We start from the raw sequence: 17,664 nt of genomic DNA on the forward strand, positions 1-17,664 counted from the left end.
CTCTTGACACCGTCACAAGTCAGGTGTCTTTCCAGATGAGGCCCTCGATACTACCGGTCAGCACAGCCTCGTTCTCGCCGTTTTTACAGTTCACGTCGACGGTGATGGCGTAGCGGTCGTCGCGTTCCTCGACGCTATCGAACGTCCACGTGCAGGCGATCGGCTGGCCGGTGTAGACTGGACGGCAAAATTGGAAGGTCATCTCCGTTGCCAGTACCTCGAGGTCGCCGCCGACCTTCGTCGGCAGGGTCGCGGTCAGCAGGCCGTGGACCATCAATCGTCCCTCATCGTCGGGTTCGGTATGCTGTGGCTGTCTGTCACCCGAGAGGTCGGCGAACCGTTCGACCTCGCCAGTCGTGAACGTTCGTTCGAACGTGTGCGTCTCGCCCTCGACTGGGTGGCTCATTCGGGACTGTTCGCTGTGTTTCTCATCCATCGGTCATTCGTCAGTGTACTCACGTTTCAGCGAGAGGACGGTCCGATCGAACTCACAGACGAGTGGTTCGTCCGGGTCGTTGACTTTGAACGCCTCGACGTGCATGGTGACGATCCCCCGTTCGCCGTCGCTGGTCTCTCGCTTGTCCGTCACGGTCGACTGGACGCGGATCGTGTCGCCGTGAAAGACCGGTTCCGGGTGCTCGACGTTGTCGTAGGAGAGGTTGGCGACGATGGTTCCGTCGGTCGTCTCGGGAATCGTGATGCCGACCGCGAGCGACATCGTGTAGAGGCCGTTGACCAGCCGCTCGCCGAACGCCGTCTCGGACGCAAAGGCTGCGTCGAGATGCAATGGCTGCTGGTTCATCGTCATGTCACAGAACCGTTGATTGTCGCTCTCACTGATCGTCCGTCGCTTCTCGTGGTTGATCGTCTCGCCGACTTCGAACTCCTCGTAGTACAGTCCGGTCATAAATATGGTTGCTATTTGATTGTTCTCGCGGTTCGGTCTCAGAGGATCGTCCCGTGTTTCTTGTCCGGCAGGTCCTTCTCGACGGTCTCGTAGAACGCAAAGCGGGCCTCGAGTTCCTCTCGAAGCGAACTCGGCGGGACGATCTCGTCGATGACGACCTCGCTGGCCATCCGGTGGACGTTGATATCCTCGCGGTACTCCTCGCGCAGTTGCTGTTCTTTTTCGGCGCGTTCGTCCGGGTCGTCGATCGCCGCCAGCTTGTTCGCGTAGACGGCGTTGATCGCCGCTTCGGGCCCCATAATGGCGATCTCGCCGCTCGGCAGGCCGATAACACTCTCCGGATCGTAAGCCGGCCCCGACATGGCGTAGATCCCTGCGCCGTAGGCCTTCCGGACGACGACGGACTGTTTGGGAACCGTCGCCGAGGACGTCGCGTAGATCATCTTCTTGCCCTGCTCTAAGATGCCGTCTTTCTCGACCTGTGAGCCGGCCATGAAGCCGGGGGTGTCACACAGATAGAGCAGTGGGATGTCGTAGGCATCGCAGGTCCAGATGAACTCCGCGGCCTTCTCGGCGGCGTCGGGGAAGATCGCACCGGCCCGCTGGGCGGGCTGGTTGGCGACGATCCCGATCGGGCGGCCGTCGATCCGGGCGAAGGCCGTGATGATCTCCGGGCCGTACTCCGGGCGGAGCTCGAGGACGGAGCCAGCGTCGACGACGCGCTCGATGACGTCGTTCATGTCGTAGCCACGGTTCGGTTCCTGTGGGACGACGGAATCGATCCCCTCAGGTGGCCGTGCGGGAGCCGTCCCCTCCGTCTGCGGTGGCTCCTCGTCTGCGTTGTCCGGCAGGTAGCCGATAAGTTTCGCGACGAGTTCGCGGGCGTGTTCTTCGTCCTCGGCGATCAGGTCCGCGCTGCCGGAGTGGCGGGCGTGGATGTCCGGACCACCGAGATCCTGCAGGTCGATTTCCTCGCCGGTGACCATCTCGACCATCCGCGGGGAGGCGATCGCCATCGCCGAGACGTCCCGGACCATGATCGTGAAGTCGGCGAACACCGGTGTGTAGGCGGCCCCGGCGATACAGGGGCCGTAGAGCACGCAGATCTGTGGCACGCGGCCCGACAGCATCGAGTGGTTGTAGTAGTACTTCCCGATACCCTCGCGGTTCGCGAAAAAGCCCGACTGCTGGTCGATCCGGCCGCCCGAGGAGTCCATCAGGTACAGCACCGGGCGCCCAGTCTTCAGCGCGCGCTGTTGCATCCGGAGGAACTTCTCGACACCTTTCTCGGCCATCGACCCCGCCTTGACGGTGAAGTCGTTGGCCATGAAATGTAGGTCCCGGCCCTCGAACTCGGCCGCGCCGGTGATGAGTCCGTCCGCGGGCAGTCGATCGTCCGAATCCGGATCGCTGTTCTGGCCGCTCGGATGCCACGCGTCGAAGTTGGCAAACTTGCCGTCTTCGAACGAGAGGCCGTCCTCGCCGAACCAGAGCTCGAGCCGATCGCGGACGAACAGCTTCCCCTGATCGGAGAGGCGCTCGCGGTACTTCTCGGGGCCGCCCTCGAGGATGTCGTCAATCTCGGCTTGCAGCGTCTCCTCTCGAGCGGTCGGCTCGAGTGGCTCTGCGTTGCCGCCGTCGCCGGCAGCCGCGTCGGGTGTCGTCGCGTCAGCGCTCACCTCAGGCGAGGCACTCGCGAGGAGGTCCTCGCCCCGTTCGGCGTACAGCTCGACGTCCTCGCCGAAGTGGGAGGCGAGTGCCTTCGCGATCGCCTGTGCTTCCTGCTCGGTTGCCGTCGTGTTGATTCTCAGTTCCATCGTTACTCTAAGACGACCAGTGGGTCGCCCATATCAACTGTGTCACCGTCCGTCACGGGAACGTCCGCGACGGTGCCGGCGGCCGGTGCCACCACGTCGTTTTCCATCTTCATCGCCTCGAGGACGCAGACCACCTCGCCTTGCGCGATCTGGTCGCCCGGACTGACGCTCACGGAGAGCACGGTGCCCTGCATCTCAGCCGTGATCGCGTCGCTTGCAGTGACTTGCCCGGCACCAGCGCTGCCGGCGCTCGAGGCCGTCGACCCCGTCGCGGAGCCGCTCGTGTCGGCCCCGTTGTTGCTGCTGACTGCGCGTGGCATCTCTCCGGTGACGGCGACGTCGAAGCGCCGACCATCGACCTCGACGACGAGGTCGTCCGTTGCAGCGCTGCCGGTCGCACTGTCGTCGTCGACGGCTGTACTCCAGCGTTCGACGGCGGCCGCGAGGTCGTCGTCGCTGACCGTCTCGTCGAGGTAGTTCGTCGTGTGTGCGCCCGTGCGGAACGTCTCGTCGTCGAGCATCAGTCGGTGGAACGGAATCGTCGTCTCGACGCCGACGTCGAAGTGGGACAGTGCTCGTCGGGAGCGCTCGAGACAGCGTGCTCGCGTCGGCGCGCGGACGATCAGCTTCGCGATCATCGAGTCGTAGTCGCCGGCGATCACGTCGCCTTTCTCGATGGCGTCGTCGATCCGGACGCCGAGGCCGCCCGGCGGGTCGTAGGTCGAAAGCGTCCCCGGCGTCGGCGCGAACCCGTTTGCGGGGTTCTCGGCGTTGATTCGGAACTCCATCGCGTGGCCGTCGATCTCGATGTCGTCTTGCGTGTACGGGAGTTCTTTGCCGGCCGCGATGCGGAGCTGTTCGCGGACGATGTCGATGCCCGTTACCTCTTCGCTGACGGTGTGTTCGACCTGAATCCGGGTGTTGACCTCCATGAAGTAGAACTCCCCATCTTCGACGAGGAACTCGACGGTGCCCGCGTTCGTATAGTCGGCTTCGCGGACGCCCCGACGGGCGGCGTTGCCGATCGCCTCACGAAGCCCCGAGTCGAGCGCCGTGCTCGGCGCTTCTTCGATGACCTTCTGGTGGCGACGCTGGAGCGAACAGTCCCGCTCGCCCAGATGCAGTGCCGTCCCGTGGTGGTCGGCGAGGATCTGGACCTCGACGTGTTTGGGATCCTCGAGGTACTTCTCCACATACACCGAGTCGTTGTCGAAGTAGGCCTCGCCTTCGCGTTTGGCGCTCTCGAAGGCGTCGTCGGCTTCGTCTTCGCTGCGGACGATCTTCATGCCGCGGCCGCCACCGCCGCCTTCGGCTTTGATGGCGATCGGGTAGCCGAACTCCGCGCCTAGCTCGCGCACCTCGGCGGCCGACTCGACCGGTTCGGTCGTCCCTGGCACGACCGGGACGTCGGCGGCTTGCATGATCCGGCGAGCGTTCGTCTTCTCGCCTAAGGCCGTCATGGCGTCGCTCGAGGGGCCGACCCAGGTGATCCCCTCTGCAGATTCGACCTGGCTGGCGAACTCGGCGTTTTCCGCGAGGAAGCCGTAGCCGGGATGGATCGCGTCGGCACCGGCACGGTTGGCGACCTCGATGATCGTCTCGCCGTCGAGATAGGACTTGCTCGCCGGCGCGGGGCCGATGTTGTACGCTTCGTCGGCGTAGTCGACGTGGCCGGCGTCTCGGTCGGCGTCGCTGTAGACGGCGACCGTCTCGATGCCGAGTTCCTCGCAGGCGCTCATGACGCGGACGGCGATTTCGCCGCGGTTGGCGACCAGTAATTTCTCGAACATGATCAGTAGGACTTGGGGAAGCCGAGCTGTTGGCCGATGTGGTTGTACGCCATCTGCTGGGAGACGGGCGCGAGTCGGGTGAGGTTGATCTCGCGCCACCAGCGTTCGACGTCGTACTCCGTAGCGTACCCCCAGCCGCCGAAGGCCTGCATCGAGTGTTTGACCGCCTCAATGCCGGCGTCGACGGCCGTCGCCTTCGCGACGTTGGTCTCGTAGCCACAGTCTTCGCCCTGATCGTAGAGCCAGGCGGCCTTCTCGCGCATGAGCGCGGCTGTCTCCATCTTCGCGTATGCTTCCGTGATCGGGAACGAGACGGCCTGGTGGGTGCCGATCGGTGCGCCGAAGATCTCGCGGTCGTTCGCGTACTCGATGGCTGCGTGCGAGGCGAGCTTGCCGATCCCGGTGCCGGCGGCCGCGAAGCCGATTCGCTCGGGATTGAGCATATCGACCAGTACCCACCAGCCGTCGCCTTCCTCTCCCAGCAAGTTCTCCTCGGGCACGCGGATGTTCTCGAAGAAGACCTCACACGACTTCGAGTAGTTCATCGCGTGTTTCGAGATCGGCGAGACGTCGATGTTCGGATCGTCCATGTCGACGACGAACAGGCTGATCCCGTCGGTGCCACGGTCGACGTCCTCGCGGGATGTCGTCCGCGTGACGAGGACCATGTTGTCGGCCCGATCCGCGAACGTGATCCACGCCTTCTTGCCGTTGAGGACGTACTCATCACCGTCCTTTTCGGCTCGAGTGGCGACGTTGAGCGTGTTCGTCCCCGCCTCGGGTTCGGTGATCCCGATCGAGAAGTTGCGCGCGCCGGTCGCGATGTCAGGCAGGTAGCGTTCTTTCTGTTCTTCGGTGCCGTGCTCGCGGATGCCGACGGCGGCCATCCCGGCGGTCAACACCAGATACCACGTGCCGGCCATGCCACAGCCCTCGGCACAGAGGGTTTCCATGGCTAGCCCCATCTCCTGCATTCCCATGCCGGCCCCGTCGTACTCCTCGGGAACGAGGAGGCCGTGGAAGCCAGCGTCGCCGAGTTCGTTCCAGAATTCCGTGGAGAACTCGCCGTTTTCTTCCTTCTCGCGCCAGTGTTCCGGTCCGTACTGCTCGGCAATCTCCGCCGCTGTCTGGCGGATCATCGACCGTTCGTGTGTGTCTTCGAAGTTCATCGGTGGATTCGTATCGTCTCGCGTCCGGGACATCCCGGATTGCTGCTGTCGCATTGTTCGATCGCTGTACTCGAGGTGTTCGGACCTGATCAGGCCGCCTCGGCTTCCTCTTCGACCTCGTCTTGGAGTTCCGTCCGGCGGATCTTCCCGGTGACCGTCTTCGGCAGTTCCTCGCGGAACTCGATCTCGCGGGGGTACTCGTGGGCTGAGAGTTCGTCTCGGACGTGGGCTTTGATCTCCTCTTTGAGGCCCTCGGAGGTCGCCGTCCCCTCGCTCGGCACGATGTAGGCTTTTACGATGTTGCCCCGTTCGCGGTGGGGTTTCGGGACGACGGCGGCCTCGGCGACGGCCTCGTGCTCGCCCAGCGAGCTTTCGACCTCGAAGGGGCCGATCCGGTAGCCCGACGAGAGGATGACGTCGTCGGCCCGCCCTTCGAACCAGAAGTACCCGTCCTCGTCCTTGTGTGCGAGGTCGCCGGAGAGATACCACTCACCAGCAGGACCGTCGACGAAGCACTCGGCGGTCTTTTCGGGTTTCTGCCAGTACTCCGCGAAGAAGCAGGGGTAGTCCCCGCGCTGGGCGATTTCGCCCGTCTGACCAGGCTCGAGCACTTCGCCCGTCTCCGGGTCGACGATGTCGGCCTCGATGCCGGGCAGCGGCTTGCCCATCGAGCCCGGACGCACATCCATCGTCGGGTAGTTGTTGATGATCATGTTACCCGTCTCGGTCTGGCCGTAGGTGTCGTGGATCGTCACGCCGAGGGTCTCCTCGCCCCACTCGACGACGCCCGCCGAGAGCGGTTCGCCGATCGATAAGGCGTGACGCAGGTCGAGCGAGACGTCCTCGAGGACCTCCTCGTGTTCACGCAGCATCCGGTAGGCCGTCGGGACCGAGAACAGGACCGTGATGGGGAACTCATCGAGCAGGTCGGCCCACGTTTCGGGATCGAACTCGCCTTCGTAGGTAAACAACGCGGTGCCCCAGAACCAGGCCCCGAGCGTGTTGATCGGGCCGGTCAGCCAGCCCAGGTCGCCGGTCGACCAGTAGCAGTCGCCCTCCTGCAGGTCGACAGCGTACTTCTGGGTGGCGGCGACGCCGGTGACCCACCGGTGTTTGTGGCGAACGCCTTTCGCCAGCCCGGTCGTCCCGCTGGTGTAGTAGAGTAAGGCGTCGTCCTCGCCGCCCGTCGCTGCCGGCTCGTACTCCCGGCTCGCATCTTCCATCTCGCTGTGGTAGCTTGCGTCGCCGCGACGGAGTCCCGTCCCGTCGTCGCTGACGACGATGACGTGTTCGACCGAAGGGGCGTCCTCGAGGGCTTCTTCGACGGTGTCGCGGTTGTCGGCGGTAGTGACGATCGCTTTCGCATCGCAGTCGGCGAGACGATAGGAGATGCCGTCGGGGCCGAAGCGCTCGTTGATGCCGCCGAAGACGGCCCCGCGTTTGAGCGTCCCAACCAGCGCGACGTAGTGTTCGGGGATCCGCGGCATGTACGAGAAGACTCGGTCCCCTTGCTCGATGCCAAGGTCCTCGAGGACGTTCGCGAACTGGCTCGTCTGGTTGGCCAGTTCCCAGAACGTCAGCGTCGTCAACTCGCCGTCCTCGCTCACCTGATAGAGGGCGACTTTCTCCTTGTTCTCGGCGTGGCGATCACAGACCTCGTGGGCGATATTCAGCTCGTTCGGTGCGTCCCAGTCGGCTGCATCGTAGAGGTCGTCCCAGCTAAACTCCTCGCGAACCTGCTCGTACTCCGGAAGATTGTGGCTCGATGGCATACACCACTGCTGGCCCCACTCTCAGTAATAACTGCATCGGATATTTCCGGACTTCATGAGTGAAATAGAAACGAACGAATCCGTCCGTCGCGGCTTTCACCCCGACGCAGTCTTGCGTAAACAGTTCTGTAAACACGACTCGGATCGATTTGACGCGTCGAACGCGAATGCACGACTCGAATCTCGCGGACGTGGCAGTTGGTGAAATCGACCGAGCGACGTCCGTATCGTCGGAAACGGCGGGCAAACAGTCCGCCTCGATTCCGGTCTCGGTCGACCCAGTGGTCGTCGCCATCGTCGTCACGTGCCTCGAGCGTTAGGGGCTGTGCGCCCATTCCGAGCGTCGCGCTGGCGTTGGGATCGTTCGGACTCGAGACTGGAACGCGATCAACTCGCTACAGCACGTCGTCCGGGTCGGCGTCGAATCCGAAGTCGGCCCACGACCCGCGGATGGCTGCTCGAAGCGTCGGCGGGTACGACTCGGCGAGCGAGACCCGTGGCGCGATGTACTCTTCGTCCCAGCGCGGGTCCCACGTCGCGTCGACGTAGAGGCGGGCCCCGGTGCCATCCCGGCTGTACGTCGGCAGGCGGGCGACTGGCGCGTCCGACCCGCTGAACAGCCAGTCTCGAGCGGGGTGGGCTTTGACCCAGATATCGCCGAGGACCTGCCCGAGGTCGCGCGGGCTGGCGTGTTCGTCGACGAGCACGACCGTATCGAAACAGTCGGCGAGGGAAAACAGGAAGTTCGACAGTTGCCACTCGAAGCCGGCATACAGGACCTCCGTCGAGACGATACAGATCCCGAGTCGGCCCGCTGCCGGCAACAGGAGCCACTCGACGGGCGAGACGCCCCAGTAGCTGTTGACCCGGTCGTAGAGCCGCGCCGCGAGCGTGAGTGCGGCAAGTTGTAAGTCATCGGCCAGCGGCACGCCCAGCGGCGTAAACGGAACGACGGCGTCGTCGCGAGCGAACACGCTCGAGACCTCGAGCGTCAGCGTCGTCGCGTCGACGAGGCGCTCCCAGAACGCCCGTTTCTCCGATCGGGTATCGGGCTGTGTGGCTGCCACGGTGGCCTCGAGGACGACCTCGGAGGAACTCGGGACGACCCCGCCAGCGGTGGGGATCACCGGCACCGTCGAGCCGACGCCCCGGTCTTCGATCGGCGTCGACAGCCGGTCGGTGTTCGTCAGCAGGTGCGTCGCCGCGAGCGCTTCGGAGGGGACGCCGAGTGCGACGGTGACCGCATCGTCGTGGGTAAAGCGGTCCGTGATCGCTTCGGGAACGCGAGCGCGGATCGTATTTTGGTCGATAACCGTCCCGTGGATCGGCGTCCAGTACGTGCCGTCGTCGGTGCCCACCGAGAGCAGTCCGAGCGTCAGGTGAGGCCAGGTCTCGCCCGGCGGCGTCGGAAAGCCGAGGGCTCGGACGGTCCGATCGGTGGCCGTCGCCGCGCGTTCGACGTAGGTGACGTCGCGTTCGTCGACCCGGTCGCCGAGGTCGGTGATCGTCTCGAGGACGTCGACGTACGCGGCGTCGCGGTCGACACCGAGGCCGATGCCGAGCCGTGTCCAGGGGTATTGCACCTGACGGCGCAGTTGGTCGACACCGCCGTAGACGCCGCTGACGAGGTCGACGCGGTCGTCAGCCGTCCCCAATCGCACTGTGGGGCCGTCGGCCCGAAGCGCCTCGCTGGCGATGACCTGGAGCGACGGCGAGTCGGGTCGCTCGAGCGAACAGCAGTCGTCGGTCTTCCGCAAGAACTCGAGGTGGGTTCGAAACGCCGTCATTGGTTCGACCCGATCGTGTGTGATGGTTCGAACGCCGATTCGGGAATCCCGGCTTGGCTGAGCAGGTCCCGGGCCTGCTCGCGGGCGTCCCGGTCGCCGATCGATTGGGCCGGCCGTGTGCCGTCGGCACAGGCGTCGATGTACGCTTTTGCCGTCTTCGTCTTCGAGGTACCGACGGCTGCACTGCCCTTCTCGTCGGGCGTCTGGTAGATGTTCAGTGGCACCTTCGGCATGCGCTCGACGCCGAACTGGTGGAAGTCCGTGTCGGGATCGGCGTGGAGAGCGATCGCTTCGACGACCGCACGGGGGTTCAGCGGGTTGACGTCGCTGTCGACGAAGACGAAAAAGTCGATGTGGAGCATCCCCCATGTCGTGAAGATGAAGTTGGCGAGTTCGTGCAGCGAGCCGGGGTACGGCCGGTCGGTCGCGATCACCCAGACCGTCCGAGAGCTAAACGGCCACGGGACGGCCAGCTCGACGTCGAAGCCGGCCGCTCGCAATCCGAGCGTCGCGTCCGGTCCGCCGGCCGCGACCGCGAACGTGCTCGTGGAGTTTTCCCCGTAGCCGACGCCGCTGCCTTCGACGCAGAAGGGAACGTAGGGCCGCTCACGGTGAGTGATTGCGTCGACCTCGAGTACCGGCATCGAGCGCCGGGGACCGTTCATGTAACCGAAATAGTCGCCGAACGGGCCCTCGTCCAGACGCTCGCCCGGCAAGACGTGCCCCTCAATGACGATCTCGGCCGACGCGGGGACGCGAAGCTCGTTCGTCTCGCAGTCGACGAGGTCGACGGGCGACTCGCGGAGGCCGCCCGCGAAGGAGACCTCGCTTTTGCCGACGGGGATCCACACCTCAGCAGTGGATTCGATTGCCGGCCCGGCACCGAGCGTCAGGGCAACGGGCATCGGCTCGTCGTCGCGTTCGTACTCGAAGTAGTAGCGGTTGGGGACCTGCTCGCCAGCCAGAAAGAGCAGGCTCGCCTGTGAGTCGTCGTGAATCATCGCTCGATGGCGCGACCAACTCCCCCACTCGCTGTCGGAGTCGGGGGCGACGAGCGTCGCGAGCGTCGCGTATCGGCCGCCGTCGCCCTGATGAATGTACGGCCAGGGGAACTCGAGCAAACTCGCCTCCGAACCCGTCCGGACGACCTCCTTGCAGGGGGCCTCGCCGTCGGAGACGACCCGCGGCTCGATCGGTTCAGACAGCCGGTCGATCACGCCCTCGTAGTAGGCCGGACCGGAGTCGGTCGGCAGGTCGAACGCGCGGGCGAACCGCTGCCAGGGTCGGCGCTGGGGTCCGCGGTAGGGGTCGCCGACGAGCCGGGCGGCCGTCTCGAGGGACTGCGATTGGACCGTCTCGAAGATCGGAATCCGGTCGTCGGTCTCGTTTGCGAGCATCGTGATCGCGCTCGCCTCGAGATCCCACGAGACCTCGTCGGTGATTCGCGCGAGCGCGTCTTCGTCCGCGAGCGTGCCCAGAAACTCCCGAAATGATCCCACAGCCATCCGTTACTCGGTTTCGAGCGCCTCGCGCAGTGGATCGGATTCGTACGCGGCTTTACAGTCGGCGTAGGTCTCGAGCACGGACGGATGCTCGTCGGCGAGTCCGGCAAACAGCAGCGATCGGGCCGCCGCTGCCGTCGAGTCGTACCGGCCATCGTCGACGAGATACCGGAGCAACACGCACAGGTCGCTCGAGCGCGTGTTGACGACGTTCGAACGTTCCTGTTGGTCCTCGAGCAGCGTTTCGAGGCGCGTCTCGATGTCGTCGGTTTCGTCGACGAACTCGATGTACCACTGTTCTCTCGTCGTTTCGTGAGGGCCTTTGACGACCGACAGCGGTTCCGGCTGTTCGAGTTCCGTCGGATCTTTCGCGACTCGCGCACGCGGATGAAATATCTGCTTCGTCTCGGCGTCGCGCACCTGTAGCACCGTTTCCGTGCCCTCGGCGTCAGGAAGGTGTTTTTCGGCGGTAATATACGTATTTGACATAGCCTCGAGTGCAGAGATCGTTCGCAGGTGTCTTTGTGTCTCCACGACGTGCTAGTGTCTCACCACTCGATGCGCGAACTATAATGTTTTTGCACGTCCGGGGCGCTCATCATGGGACGGCACTGCGCTGTGCCGTCTCTGTGGGCGTGTCTACATGATCAGAAACGGCAACTGTCAGGGCTCGAGTCGGAATCGGGTTGTCGGCGCACCATCGAACTGCGGACCCCGACCTCGTCGCTCGAATCCGAGCGCTTCGGCGGCGTCCTCGACCGCGTCCGTCTCCGGCGAAATCAAGACTTCGACGGCCATCGACTCCTGTTCGGCGAATCGGACCGGTTCGGCGAGCAGTCGCTCACACGCCTTGTCGGTCCCGCCGAGCTGGGTCACGTGTACGGTATCGGCTCTCGCATCGAAGCTGATGAACCCGAGAATATCCTCGGGACTGGAGCCGTTGTACTGCGAGCTAGAGACATCCGCGTTCGGATCGTGTGTGCCGTCCTCGGCGATTCGTACCGTCCGGTCGTGGACCAGATTTCGCATCACGTCGGTCGGCGAGTCGGCGATCGACGCGAGCGCGTCTGCATCCGCCTCGAGAGCGTCCCGTACGTTCATTGGCGTGTGGTAATGCTATGCACAAACATAAATCCCGCCTGTGGGACCACCGTCTGCGATTCGGGGTCGCCTCGATACCTGCGTCGCGTTCGATCGTGCCCCAAATGGGTGACCGCTGGCCGGTCGCTCGAGACGGATAAAAGCGACCGCGATGGGACACAGTTATCTGCTCGCTCTGGTAACGGTGTGGCATATGAGCGAAGTTATCGTCATGCGAGCGGTCGACGAGGTGTCAGTATGCGCGTTGTAGCCAAGTTCGGCGGCACGAGTCTCGGAAGCGGTGACCGAATCAATCGGGCTGCGGATTCGATCGCTGCCGCCGTCGAGGACGGCCACGAAATCGCCGTCGTCGCCAGCGCGATGGGATCGACGACGGACGATCTCTTAGACGAGATCACCTTCGAGACCGGCGACGAAGACCGCGCACAGATCGTCAGTATGGGCGAGCGAACGTCCGTCCGAATGCTCAAAGCGGCCCTGTCAGCTCGCGGCATCAACGCGACCTTCCTCGAGCCCGGCAAAGACGGCTGGCCCGTCATCACCGACGAGTTCGGCGAGGTCGACGTCGAAGAGACCCAGCGACGCGCCCTCGAGGTCGCCGACGACTTAGAGAACACGGTGCCGGTTCTCACCGGCTTCCTCGCGGAAGGAACGGATGGCTCGATCACGACGCTGGGCCGCGGTGGCTCCGACACCACGGCGGTCATGATGGGCAAGTACATGGACGCCGACGAAGTCGTCATCGTCACCGACGTCGAAGGCGTCATGACCGGCGACCCGAACGTCGTCGAAGGCGCGCGTAACGTCGGCGAGATCTCCGTCGACGAGCTGCGGAACCTCTCGTTCCGCGGGGCCGAAGTCGTCGCCCCCTCCGCGCTGTCGTACAAACACGGCGGCCTCGACGTCCGTGTCGTCCACTATCAGCACGGCGACCTGCTGTCGGGCGGCACCAGCATCGAAGGCGAGTTCAAAAACCTCGTCGACCTGCGCGAGCGCCCGCTCGCTTGCCTGACCGTCGCCGGCCGCGCGATCCGCAACCAGCCCGGCATCTTCCATCACCTCTCGGAGTCGCTTTCGGAGAGCGACATCAACATCGACGCCGTCGCTAGCGGGATGGACACCGTCACGTTCTACATTGACGAGGACGAGGCCGAACGCGCCGAGAACATCCTCCACCGCGAGGTTATCGCCCGCGACGAACTCTCGAGCGTCACTGTCGACTCGCCGGTCGCCGTCATCCGCGTCACCGGCGGCGAACTCCCCAACCAGCCGGGGATCATCAGTGAGATCGTCAACCCACTCGCCGAGGCCCGCATCCAGCTCAACGACATCATCACGAGCGCGACCAGCGTCGCGCTGTTCGTCGACTGGGACGACCGTGAAAAGACCCTCGAGCTGACCCAGGACCTCTTCTAACAACCGATCGTCGGTGGTCCCGATGGTCGAACCTTTCGAGTGGTGCCGCCCCGTCCGGCAGCGCGCCGTCTGCTGATCGAACGTCGCGCATAGCAACTGGTATCCGTTCGTGAACGTTCGGTAGCGAGGTCGTAACGAAGGGCGGGTGCAATGCACTCGAGGCCATGAGCACGGAGCCCACGGAACCCTTCCCGGAGATCGACCCCGATCCTGAGGCGGTTCTAGCCGCGTTCGGCATCGATTCACCCCACGAACTCGCCGCAGCCGACGGTATCCACGAGCCGACCCGCGACGACCGCATCGATGCCGACGACACGACGGCGGCGTACCTATTTGATAACTTACAGGAACTCGAGTCGGAGTCACAGCCAGTCGCGGCCGACGGCGGCGGCCCGAGTCCGAGCGATGACACCGATGCGAACTCGAGCGACACCGGCGAACCGACCGCGCAGGCCGCCGCGGACCTCGAGTTCGAGTTCGTCGGCGATGCAGCGGTGACGGTTCGGGACGACGGCGCTGTGATCGACGAGACGGCGGCCGACCTCCGGGCGCTTACGGATACAGCCACGGCTACCGACGCCGAAACGGAACGGTCGGCGCACACGGGTCCCGATCCCGACGCCACCGCCGACCTGAAACTCGTCGGACCCGAGCCGACGCCGACGCGGGTCGCCAACGAGCGATTCAACAGCGCCGACGTCGACGGCCGGTAGCCCTGCCGGCGACCCGCTCCCGCTTTCGCCCATCGATGCGCCGATCCGTCCGGGAGCGGACGCCTCGAGACACCAGCGCACACGACCTTCCAGCTAGACTGAACACGCTCGACAACCTCGAGCGCGTATGGTCGCCTACAAGTCCAAACTGGTCGAACGGATCCACCTGCCCTCGAGGGAACGACGCGAGCAGGCGCTCGAGGACGCCGGCTACAACGTCTTCAATCTCGCTGCCGAGGAGGTCTTCATCGATCTGCTAACCGACAGCGGCACGGGTGCGATGAGCGACGTGCAGTGGGCAGCGCTCGTCCGCGGCGACGAATCCTACGCCGGCTCGCGAAGCTTCGACGAACTCGAGTCGGCCGTCGAGGCGGTAATGGGAGTTTCAAACGTCGTGCCGACCCATCAGGGTCGTGGGGCCGAGAACGTCCTCTACGGCAGCCTGCTGTCGGACGGCGACGTCGTGCTCAACAACACCCACTTCGATACGACCCGCGCCCACGTCGCGAATCAGGGTGCCGAGCCGGTCGACTGCCCGGTCGAGTCGGCACACGACCCGACGGCGGACGAGCCGTTCAAAGGGAACTTCTCGCTCGAGGCTGCCCGGGCGGTCGTCGACGAGGTAGGAGCGGAACACGTCCCGCTAGTGATTCAGACGATTACGAACAACTCCGCGGCGGGCCAGCCGGTCAGCGTCGAGAACACACGCGACGTCGCAGCGTTTGCCGACGAGATCGACGCAACGTTCGTCATCGACGCCTGTCGGTTCGCCGAAAACGCCGCCTTCGTCGCTCGTCGCGAGGCCGAGTTCGCCGACGCCGAAATCGCTGCGATCGCCCGCGAGCAACTCGGCTACGCCGATGCGCTCGTAATGAGCGGCAAAAAGGACGGGCTGGTCAACGCCGGCGGCTTCGTCGCGACCGACGACAACGCGCTCTTCGAGCGCTGCAAGCAGCGAGCCATTCTCTACGAGGGGTTCCCCACCTACGGCGGGATGGCCGGCCGCGACGTCGCCGCGATGGCCGTCGGCCTCAGAGAAGCCGTCGAGGAGGCCTACGTCACGGATCGCATCGAGCAGGTCCGTCGCCTCGCGACGATGCTCGAGGACGCCGGTGTGCCGATCTACACCCCGGCCGGCGGCCACGCGGTCTATCTCGACGCGGGAACTGCCCTCTCCCATCTCCCACGCGAGCAGTTCCCGGGGCAGGCGCTGGTCTGTGCACTCTATCGGGAGGGTGGTGTCCGTGGCGTCGAACTCGGGAGCTTCGCGTTCCCCGATACCGATCGCCCGGAACTGGTTCGGCTCGCGATTCCGCGCCGGACCTACCACACCGAACACTTAGAGCACGTCGTCGAAACCGCTGCGGCCGTCCTCGAGGAGCCTGAGTCGATCCCCGGCCTCGAGCTCGTCTCCGAGCCCGAGATGCCCGAAATTCGGCACTTCACGGCCGAACTCGAGCCGATATCGTCCTGATCGGCGTTCGACGAGCGATCGCCGGACCGGCTACATCGAGAGCATCGCTCGAGCGCGCTCTCGAAGCGTCGGCTCCGGTTCGGGCTGGCTGCCCAGTCGCTGCTTGGCAACGGACCGCACCCGCTGTTTCGCCGGTTCGGAGGTGGCGATGTTGACCGCCCAGTCGGGCACCTGGCCCTCGAGTTCGTCGCGTTTTTCTGCTTTGAGCTGGCTGTACCGTCGCAATGCGAGTCCGACGCCGATGAACATCCCGGCGTCGAGCAGTTCGCGACGGAACCGCTCTCTGTCTTTTCGGATCGCGATCGCCTTGACGAGCGAGAGACCGCCGATCGCGAGGTAGAGTTTCGAGTTCTTCGATGGGTCACCGCTGAGTAGCTGTCCGAGGGGCATGCGACGCGACGTACCACGTTCTCCAGTATAAAGTTCCGCCGGAACACGCCTGCATGGCCCATCAGGGTCGCTCGAGCGCGGAGACGACACCCCGATATCGGCGGTCGTCGATCGGCTCGATCGAGAACCCGAGCGCGTCGTAGAACGGGCGAACGCCCGTGTCGAAGTGCGCTGTGAGTCGTCCCCGTCGCTCGAGTGCATGATCGATTAGCGTACGGCCGATCCCGCGACCGCGGTGGCGACGGCGAACGCCGATAGCCGCGATGTGGGCGCCGGGATCGTCCGCGAGGGGCTCGAGGACGACCGTTCCGAGGACCCGCTCGCGATCGCTGCTGCTCCCGCCTCGCTGGTCGCCCGCGACGAAGACGTCGCCGGCGTCGATCCGGGCCTCGACGTCACCGGGTTCAAGCATCGCGGCGTCGAGGATGCGCCGAACCTCGAGTGCGTCGTCGGCGCTGGCGGTCCGGACGAACATCTATCAGGGACGTTAGTCGGCGTGGACCAACAACGCGTCGATCGTGACTCCCTCGAGAGCGGCCGGCCTCGACTGAGGTAGCCGGTATGTTCACGAACCCGGCGATGAACCGCTATCAGTTTCGGTTGTCGTTCCACGTGCGAGGTAATGATTAAGTAGATGTGTATGGTAATGTCTGCCAAAATGGTGCAGAACTATGGCGTTCCCGCAGACATTCGTTCGAAACGTAATCGGTCACGGTACGAACTCGTAACTGCACGGCGGCCACCCAGACGATGTGAACTTCCATGAGCCTGATCGCGATACTCGACGTCGCACATCCGGATCTTGCGTTGACGCCCACGATTCGTGCATGCCCAGAGACGTCCATCGAGGTCGTCCCTCACTCCACGACTGATCCGGACACCGGACTGTTCTTCTACCTCGTCGAAGGGGCGGACGACACGTTCGAGGACGCCCTCGAGCGCGATCACACGGTCTCCGACTGGATGCTCGTCGACGATCGCGACTCGACGTGCATCTATCGGCTCCAGCACACCGAAGAGACCGCGCTCATCTCGCCACTCACGACCGAACTCGGCGGGCTGTTGTTGAAAGCCCAGAGCAACGACCGGGGCTGGACCAATCGCCTCCACCTCCCGGATCGCGAAGCGCTCGCCGAACTCTGGGAGTGCTGTGAGGACCACGACATCTCGTTCGAACTCCATCGGATGTTCCGGCAGGACGAGTGGACCACCGAGACCGTTCCGGAGCTCACCGACGAGCAACGCATTGCGTTGATCCGCGCCCACGAACACGGCTACTTCGAAGAGCCCCGCGAAACCTCACTCGAGGAACTCGCCGACCACCTCGGTATCTCGCCGACGGCCGTCGGCGGGCGCATCCGTCGCGGAACCGGCCAACTCGTTGAGACGACGCTCATAGACGAGTGAACTGGGCGGCCGGGAGAACGAGAACACCGGTTGGATCCGCTCAGACGGCGGCGAGGTGATCGTCGCGGGGTTCGTACAGCGCCCCGGTCATCCGCACGTCGTCGATCTCCTCGAGCGTTTCACCGACGGCGTAGCCCCGCTCGCTCATCACCGCGGCGACGACGCCGATCGGAACGCCGTCGTCGTAGTGGGCTTCCAACTCGGCGACGACGCTCTCGAGGTCATCGTCGGCCACCGGGAGGTCGAACTCGAGGTCGGCACGCGTGAGAACCACGTCGTGGCCCGTCTGGCGATGGTGACGGCGGTAGAAGGCGACGATTTCGTTCGCCGAATCGGTGTCCGTGTCGACGCCGCACGCTTCGCACGCGATCGTGAACGCGGGCTGGTGGTGTTGGCTCATAGCGAACTCGTGGCGGCGC

General features: G+C 64.7%; 18 protein-coding genes. 5 read left to right on the top strand and 13 right to left on the bottom strand.

From position 1 onward, the window contains the following. Nucleotides 1-19: 19 nt before the first annotated feature. From GCU68_RS06250 to GCU68_RS06275, 6 genes are all read right to left on the bottom strand, one after another. Complete coding sequence (locus tag GCU68_RS06250) at nucleotides 20-406, bottom strand: hotdog family protein (protein ID WP_152943621.1); 387 nt, start codon at nucleotides 404-406, stop codon at nucleotides 20-22. A gap of 33 nt (nucleotides 407-439) precedes the next feature. Next, a complete protein-coding gene (locus GCU68_RS06255; protein WP_152939927.1) occupies nucleotides 440-907 on the bottom strand; it encodes a MaoC family dehydratase in 468 nt (155 codons plus the stop codon). A 38-nt stretch (nucleotides 908-945) separates the two neighbouring features. Next, complete coding sequence (locus GCU68_RS06260) at nucleotides 946-2,724, bottom strand: acyl-CoA carboxylase subunit beta (RefSeq protein WP_152939929.1); 1,779 nt, start codon at nucleotides 2,722-2,724, stop codon at nucleotides 946-948. 2 nt (nucleotides 2,725-2,726) lie between these two features. Continuing rightward, nucleotides 2,727-4,514, bottom strand: coding sequence for an acetyl/propionyl/methylcrotonyl-CoA carboxylase subunit alpha (locus GCU68_RS06265; protein WP_152939931.1), 1,788 nt, complete (start codon nucleotides 4,512-4,514; stop codon nucleotides 2,727-2,729). Nucleotides 4,515-4,516: 2 nt separating this feature from the next. Then, a complete protein-coding gene (locus tag GCU68_RS06270) occupies nucleotides 4,517-5,683 on the bottom strand; it encodes an acyl-CoA dehydrogenase family protein (RefSeq protein ID WP_152943623.1) in 1,167 nt (388 codons plus the stop codon). A gap of 89 nt (nucleotides 5,684-5,772) precedes the next feature. Next, a complete protein-coding gene (locus GCU68_RS06275; protein WP_152939933.1) occupies nucleotides 5,773-7,455 on the bottom strand; it encodes an acyl-CoA synthetase in 1,683 nt (560 codons plus the stop codon). Between the two features lie 167 nt (nucleotides 7,456-7,622). Between GCU68_RS06275 and GCU68_RS06280 the strand changes: the two genes are divergently transcribed. Beyond that, complete coding sequence (locus GCU68_RS06280; RefSeq protein ID WP_152939935.1) at nucleotides 7,623-7,775, top strand: hypothetical protein; 153 nt, start codon at nucleotides 7,623-7,625, stop codon at nucleotides 7,773-7,775. A gap of 75 nt (nucleotides 7,776-7,850) precedes the next feature. Here GCU68_RS06280 and GCU68_RS06285 read toward each other — a convergent pair whose 3' ends face one another. The 4 genes from GCU68_RS06285 to GCU68_RS06300 form a co-directional block, all read right to left on the bottom strand. Then, nucleotides 7,851-9,242: a UbiD family decarboxylase gene (locus GCU68_RS06285; RefSeq protein ID WP_152939937.1), complete on the bottom strand. Its 1,392-nt coding sequence runs from the start codon at nucleotides 9,240-9,242 to the stop codon at nucleotides 7,851-7,853. Further along, nucleotides 9,239-10,747, bottom strand: coding sequence for a UbiD family decarboxylase (locus tag GCU68_RS06290; protein ID WP_152939939.1), 1,509 nt, complete (start codon nucleotides 10,745-10,747; stop codon nucleotides 9,239-9,241). Before GCU68_RS06290 ends, GCU68_RS06285 begins: the two co-directional genes overlap by 4 nt. Nucleotides 10,748-10,750: 3 nt before the next feature. Continuing rightward, nucleotides 10,751-11,233 (bottom strand): ubiD operon protein, encoded by a 483-nt coding sequence (locus GCU68_RS06295; protein ID WP_152939941.1) that lies wholly within the window; start codon nucleotides 11,231-11,233, stop codon nucleotides 10,751-10,753. Between the two features lie 174 nt (nucleotides 11,234-11,407). Then, nucleotides 11,408-11,845: a hypothetical protein gene (locus GCU68_RS06300; protein ID WP_152939943.1), complete on the bottom strand. Its 438-nt coding sequence runs from the start codon at nucleotides 11,843-11,845 to the stop codon at nucleotides 11,408-11,410. A 237-nt stretch (nucleotides 11,846-12,082) separates the two neighbouring features. Between GCU68_RS06300 and GCU68_RS06305 the strand changes: the two genes are divergently transcribed. From GCU68_RS06305 to GCU68_RS06315, 3 genes are all read left to right on the top strand, one after another. Continuing rightward, nucleotides 12,083-13,261, top strand: a complete 1,179-nt coding sequence (locus GCU68_RS06305) for an aspartate kinase (protein ID WP_152939945.1) — start codon at nucleotides 12,083-12,085, stop codon at nucleotides 13,259-13,261. Nucleotides 13,262-13,425: 164 nt separating this feature from the next. After that, complete coding sequence (locus tag GCU68_RS06310; protein ID WP_152939947.1) at nucleotides 13,426-13,974, top strand: prolipoprotein diacylglyceryl transferase; 549 nt, start codon at nucleotides 13,426-13,428, stop codon at nucleotides 13,972-13,974. A 127-nt stretch (nucleotides 13,975-14,101) separates the two neighbouring features. After that, entirely contained in the window at nucleotides 14,102-15,448 is a 1,347-nt protein-coding gene (locus tag GCU68_RS06315) for a tryptophanase (protein ID WP_152939949.1), read from the top strand. Nucleotides 15,449-15,478: 30 nt separating this feature from the next. On the opposite strand, the gene GCU68_RS06320 is transcribed toward GCU68_RS06315, so the two are convergent. Further along, complete coding sequence (locus tag GCU68_RS06320; RefSeq protein WP_152939951.1) at nucleotides 15,479-15,838, bottom strand: hypothetical protein; 360 nt, start codon at nucleotides 15,836-15,838, stop codon at nucleotides 15,479-15,481. A 61-nt stretch (nucleotides 15,839-15,899) separates the two neighbouring features. Further along, on the bottom strand, nucleotides 15,900-16,313 hold the full coding sequence (locus tag GCU68_RS06325) for a GNAT family N-acetyltransferase (RefSeq protein WP_152939953.1): 414 nt from the start codon (nucleotides 16,311-16,313) through the stop codon (nucleotides 15,900-15,902). Between the two features lie 287 nt (nucleotides 16,314-16,600). On the opposite strand from GCU68_RS06325, the gene GCU68_RS06330 reads away from it, so the two are divergent. Continuing rightward, nucleotides 16,601-17,245 (top strand): helix-turn-helix domain-containing protein, encoded by a 645-nt coding sequence (locus tag GCU68_RS06330; RefSeq protein WP_152939955.1) that lies wholly within the window; start codon nucleotides 16,601-16,603, stop codon nucleotides 17,243-17,245. Nucleotides 17,246-17,285: 40 nt separating this feature from the next. Here the strand turns inward: GCU68_RS06330 and GCU68_RS06335 are convergent, their stop codons facing one another. Further along, nucleotides 17,286-17,645, bottom strand: coding sequence for a hypothetical protein (locus GCU68_RS06335; RefSeq protein WP_152939957.1), 360 nt, complete (start codon nucleotides 17,643-17,645; stop codon nucleotides 17,286-17,288). Nucleotides 17,646-17,664 lie beyond the last annotated feature (19 nt).

The organism is Natronorubrum aibiense (assembly GCF_009392895.1).
Lineage (GTDB): Archaea > Halobacteriota > Halobacteria > Halobacteriales > Natrialbaceae > Natronorubrum > Natronorubrum aibiense.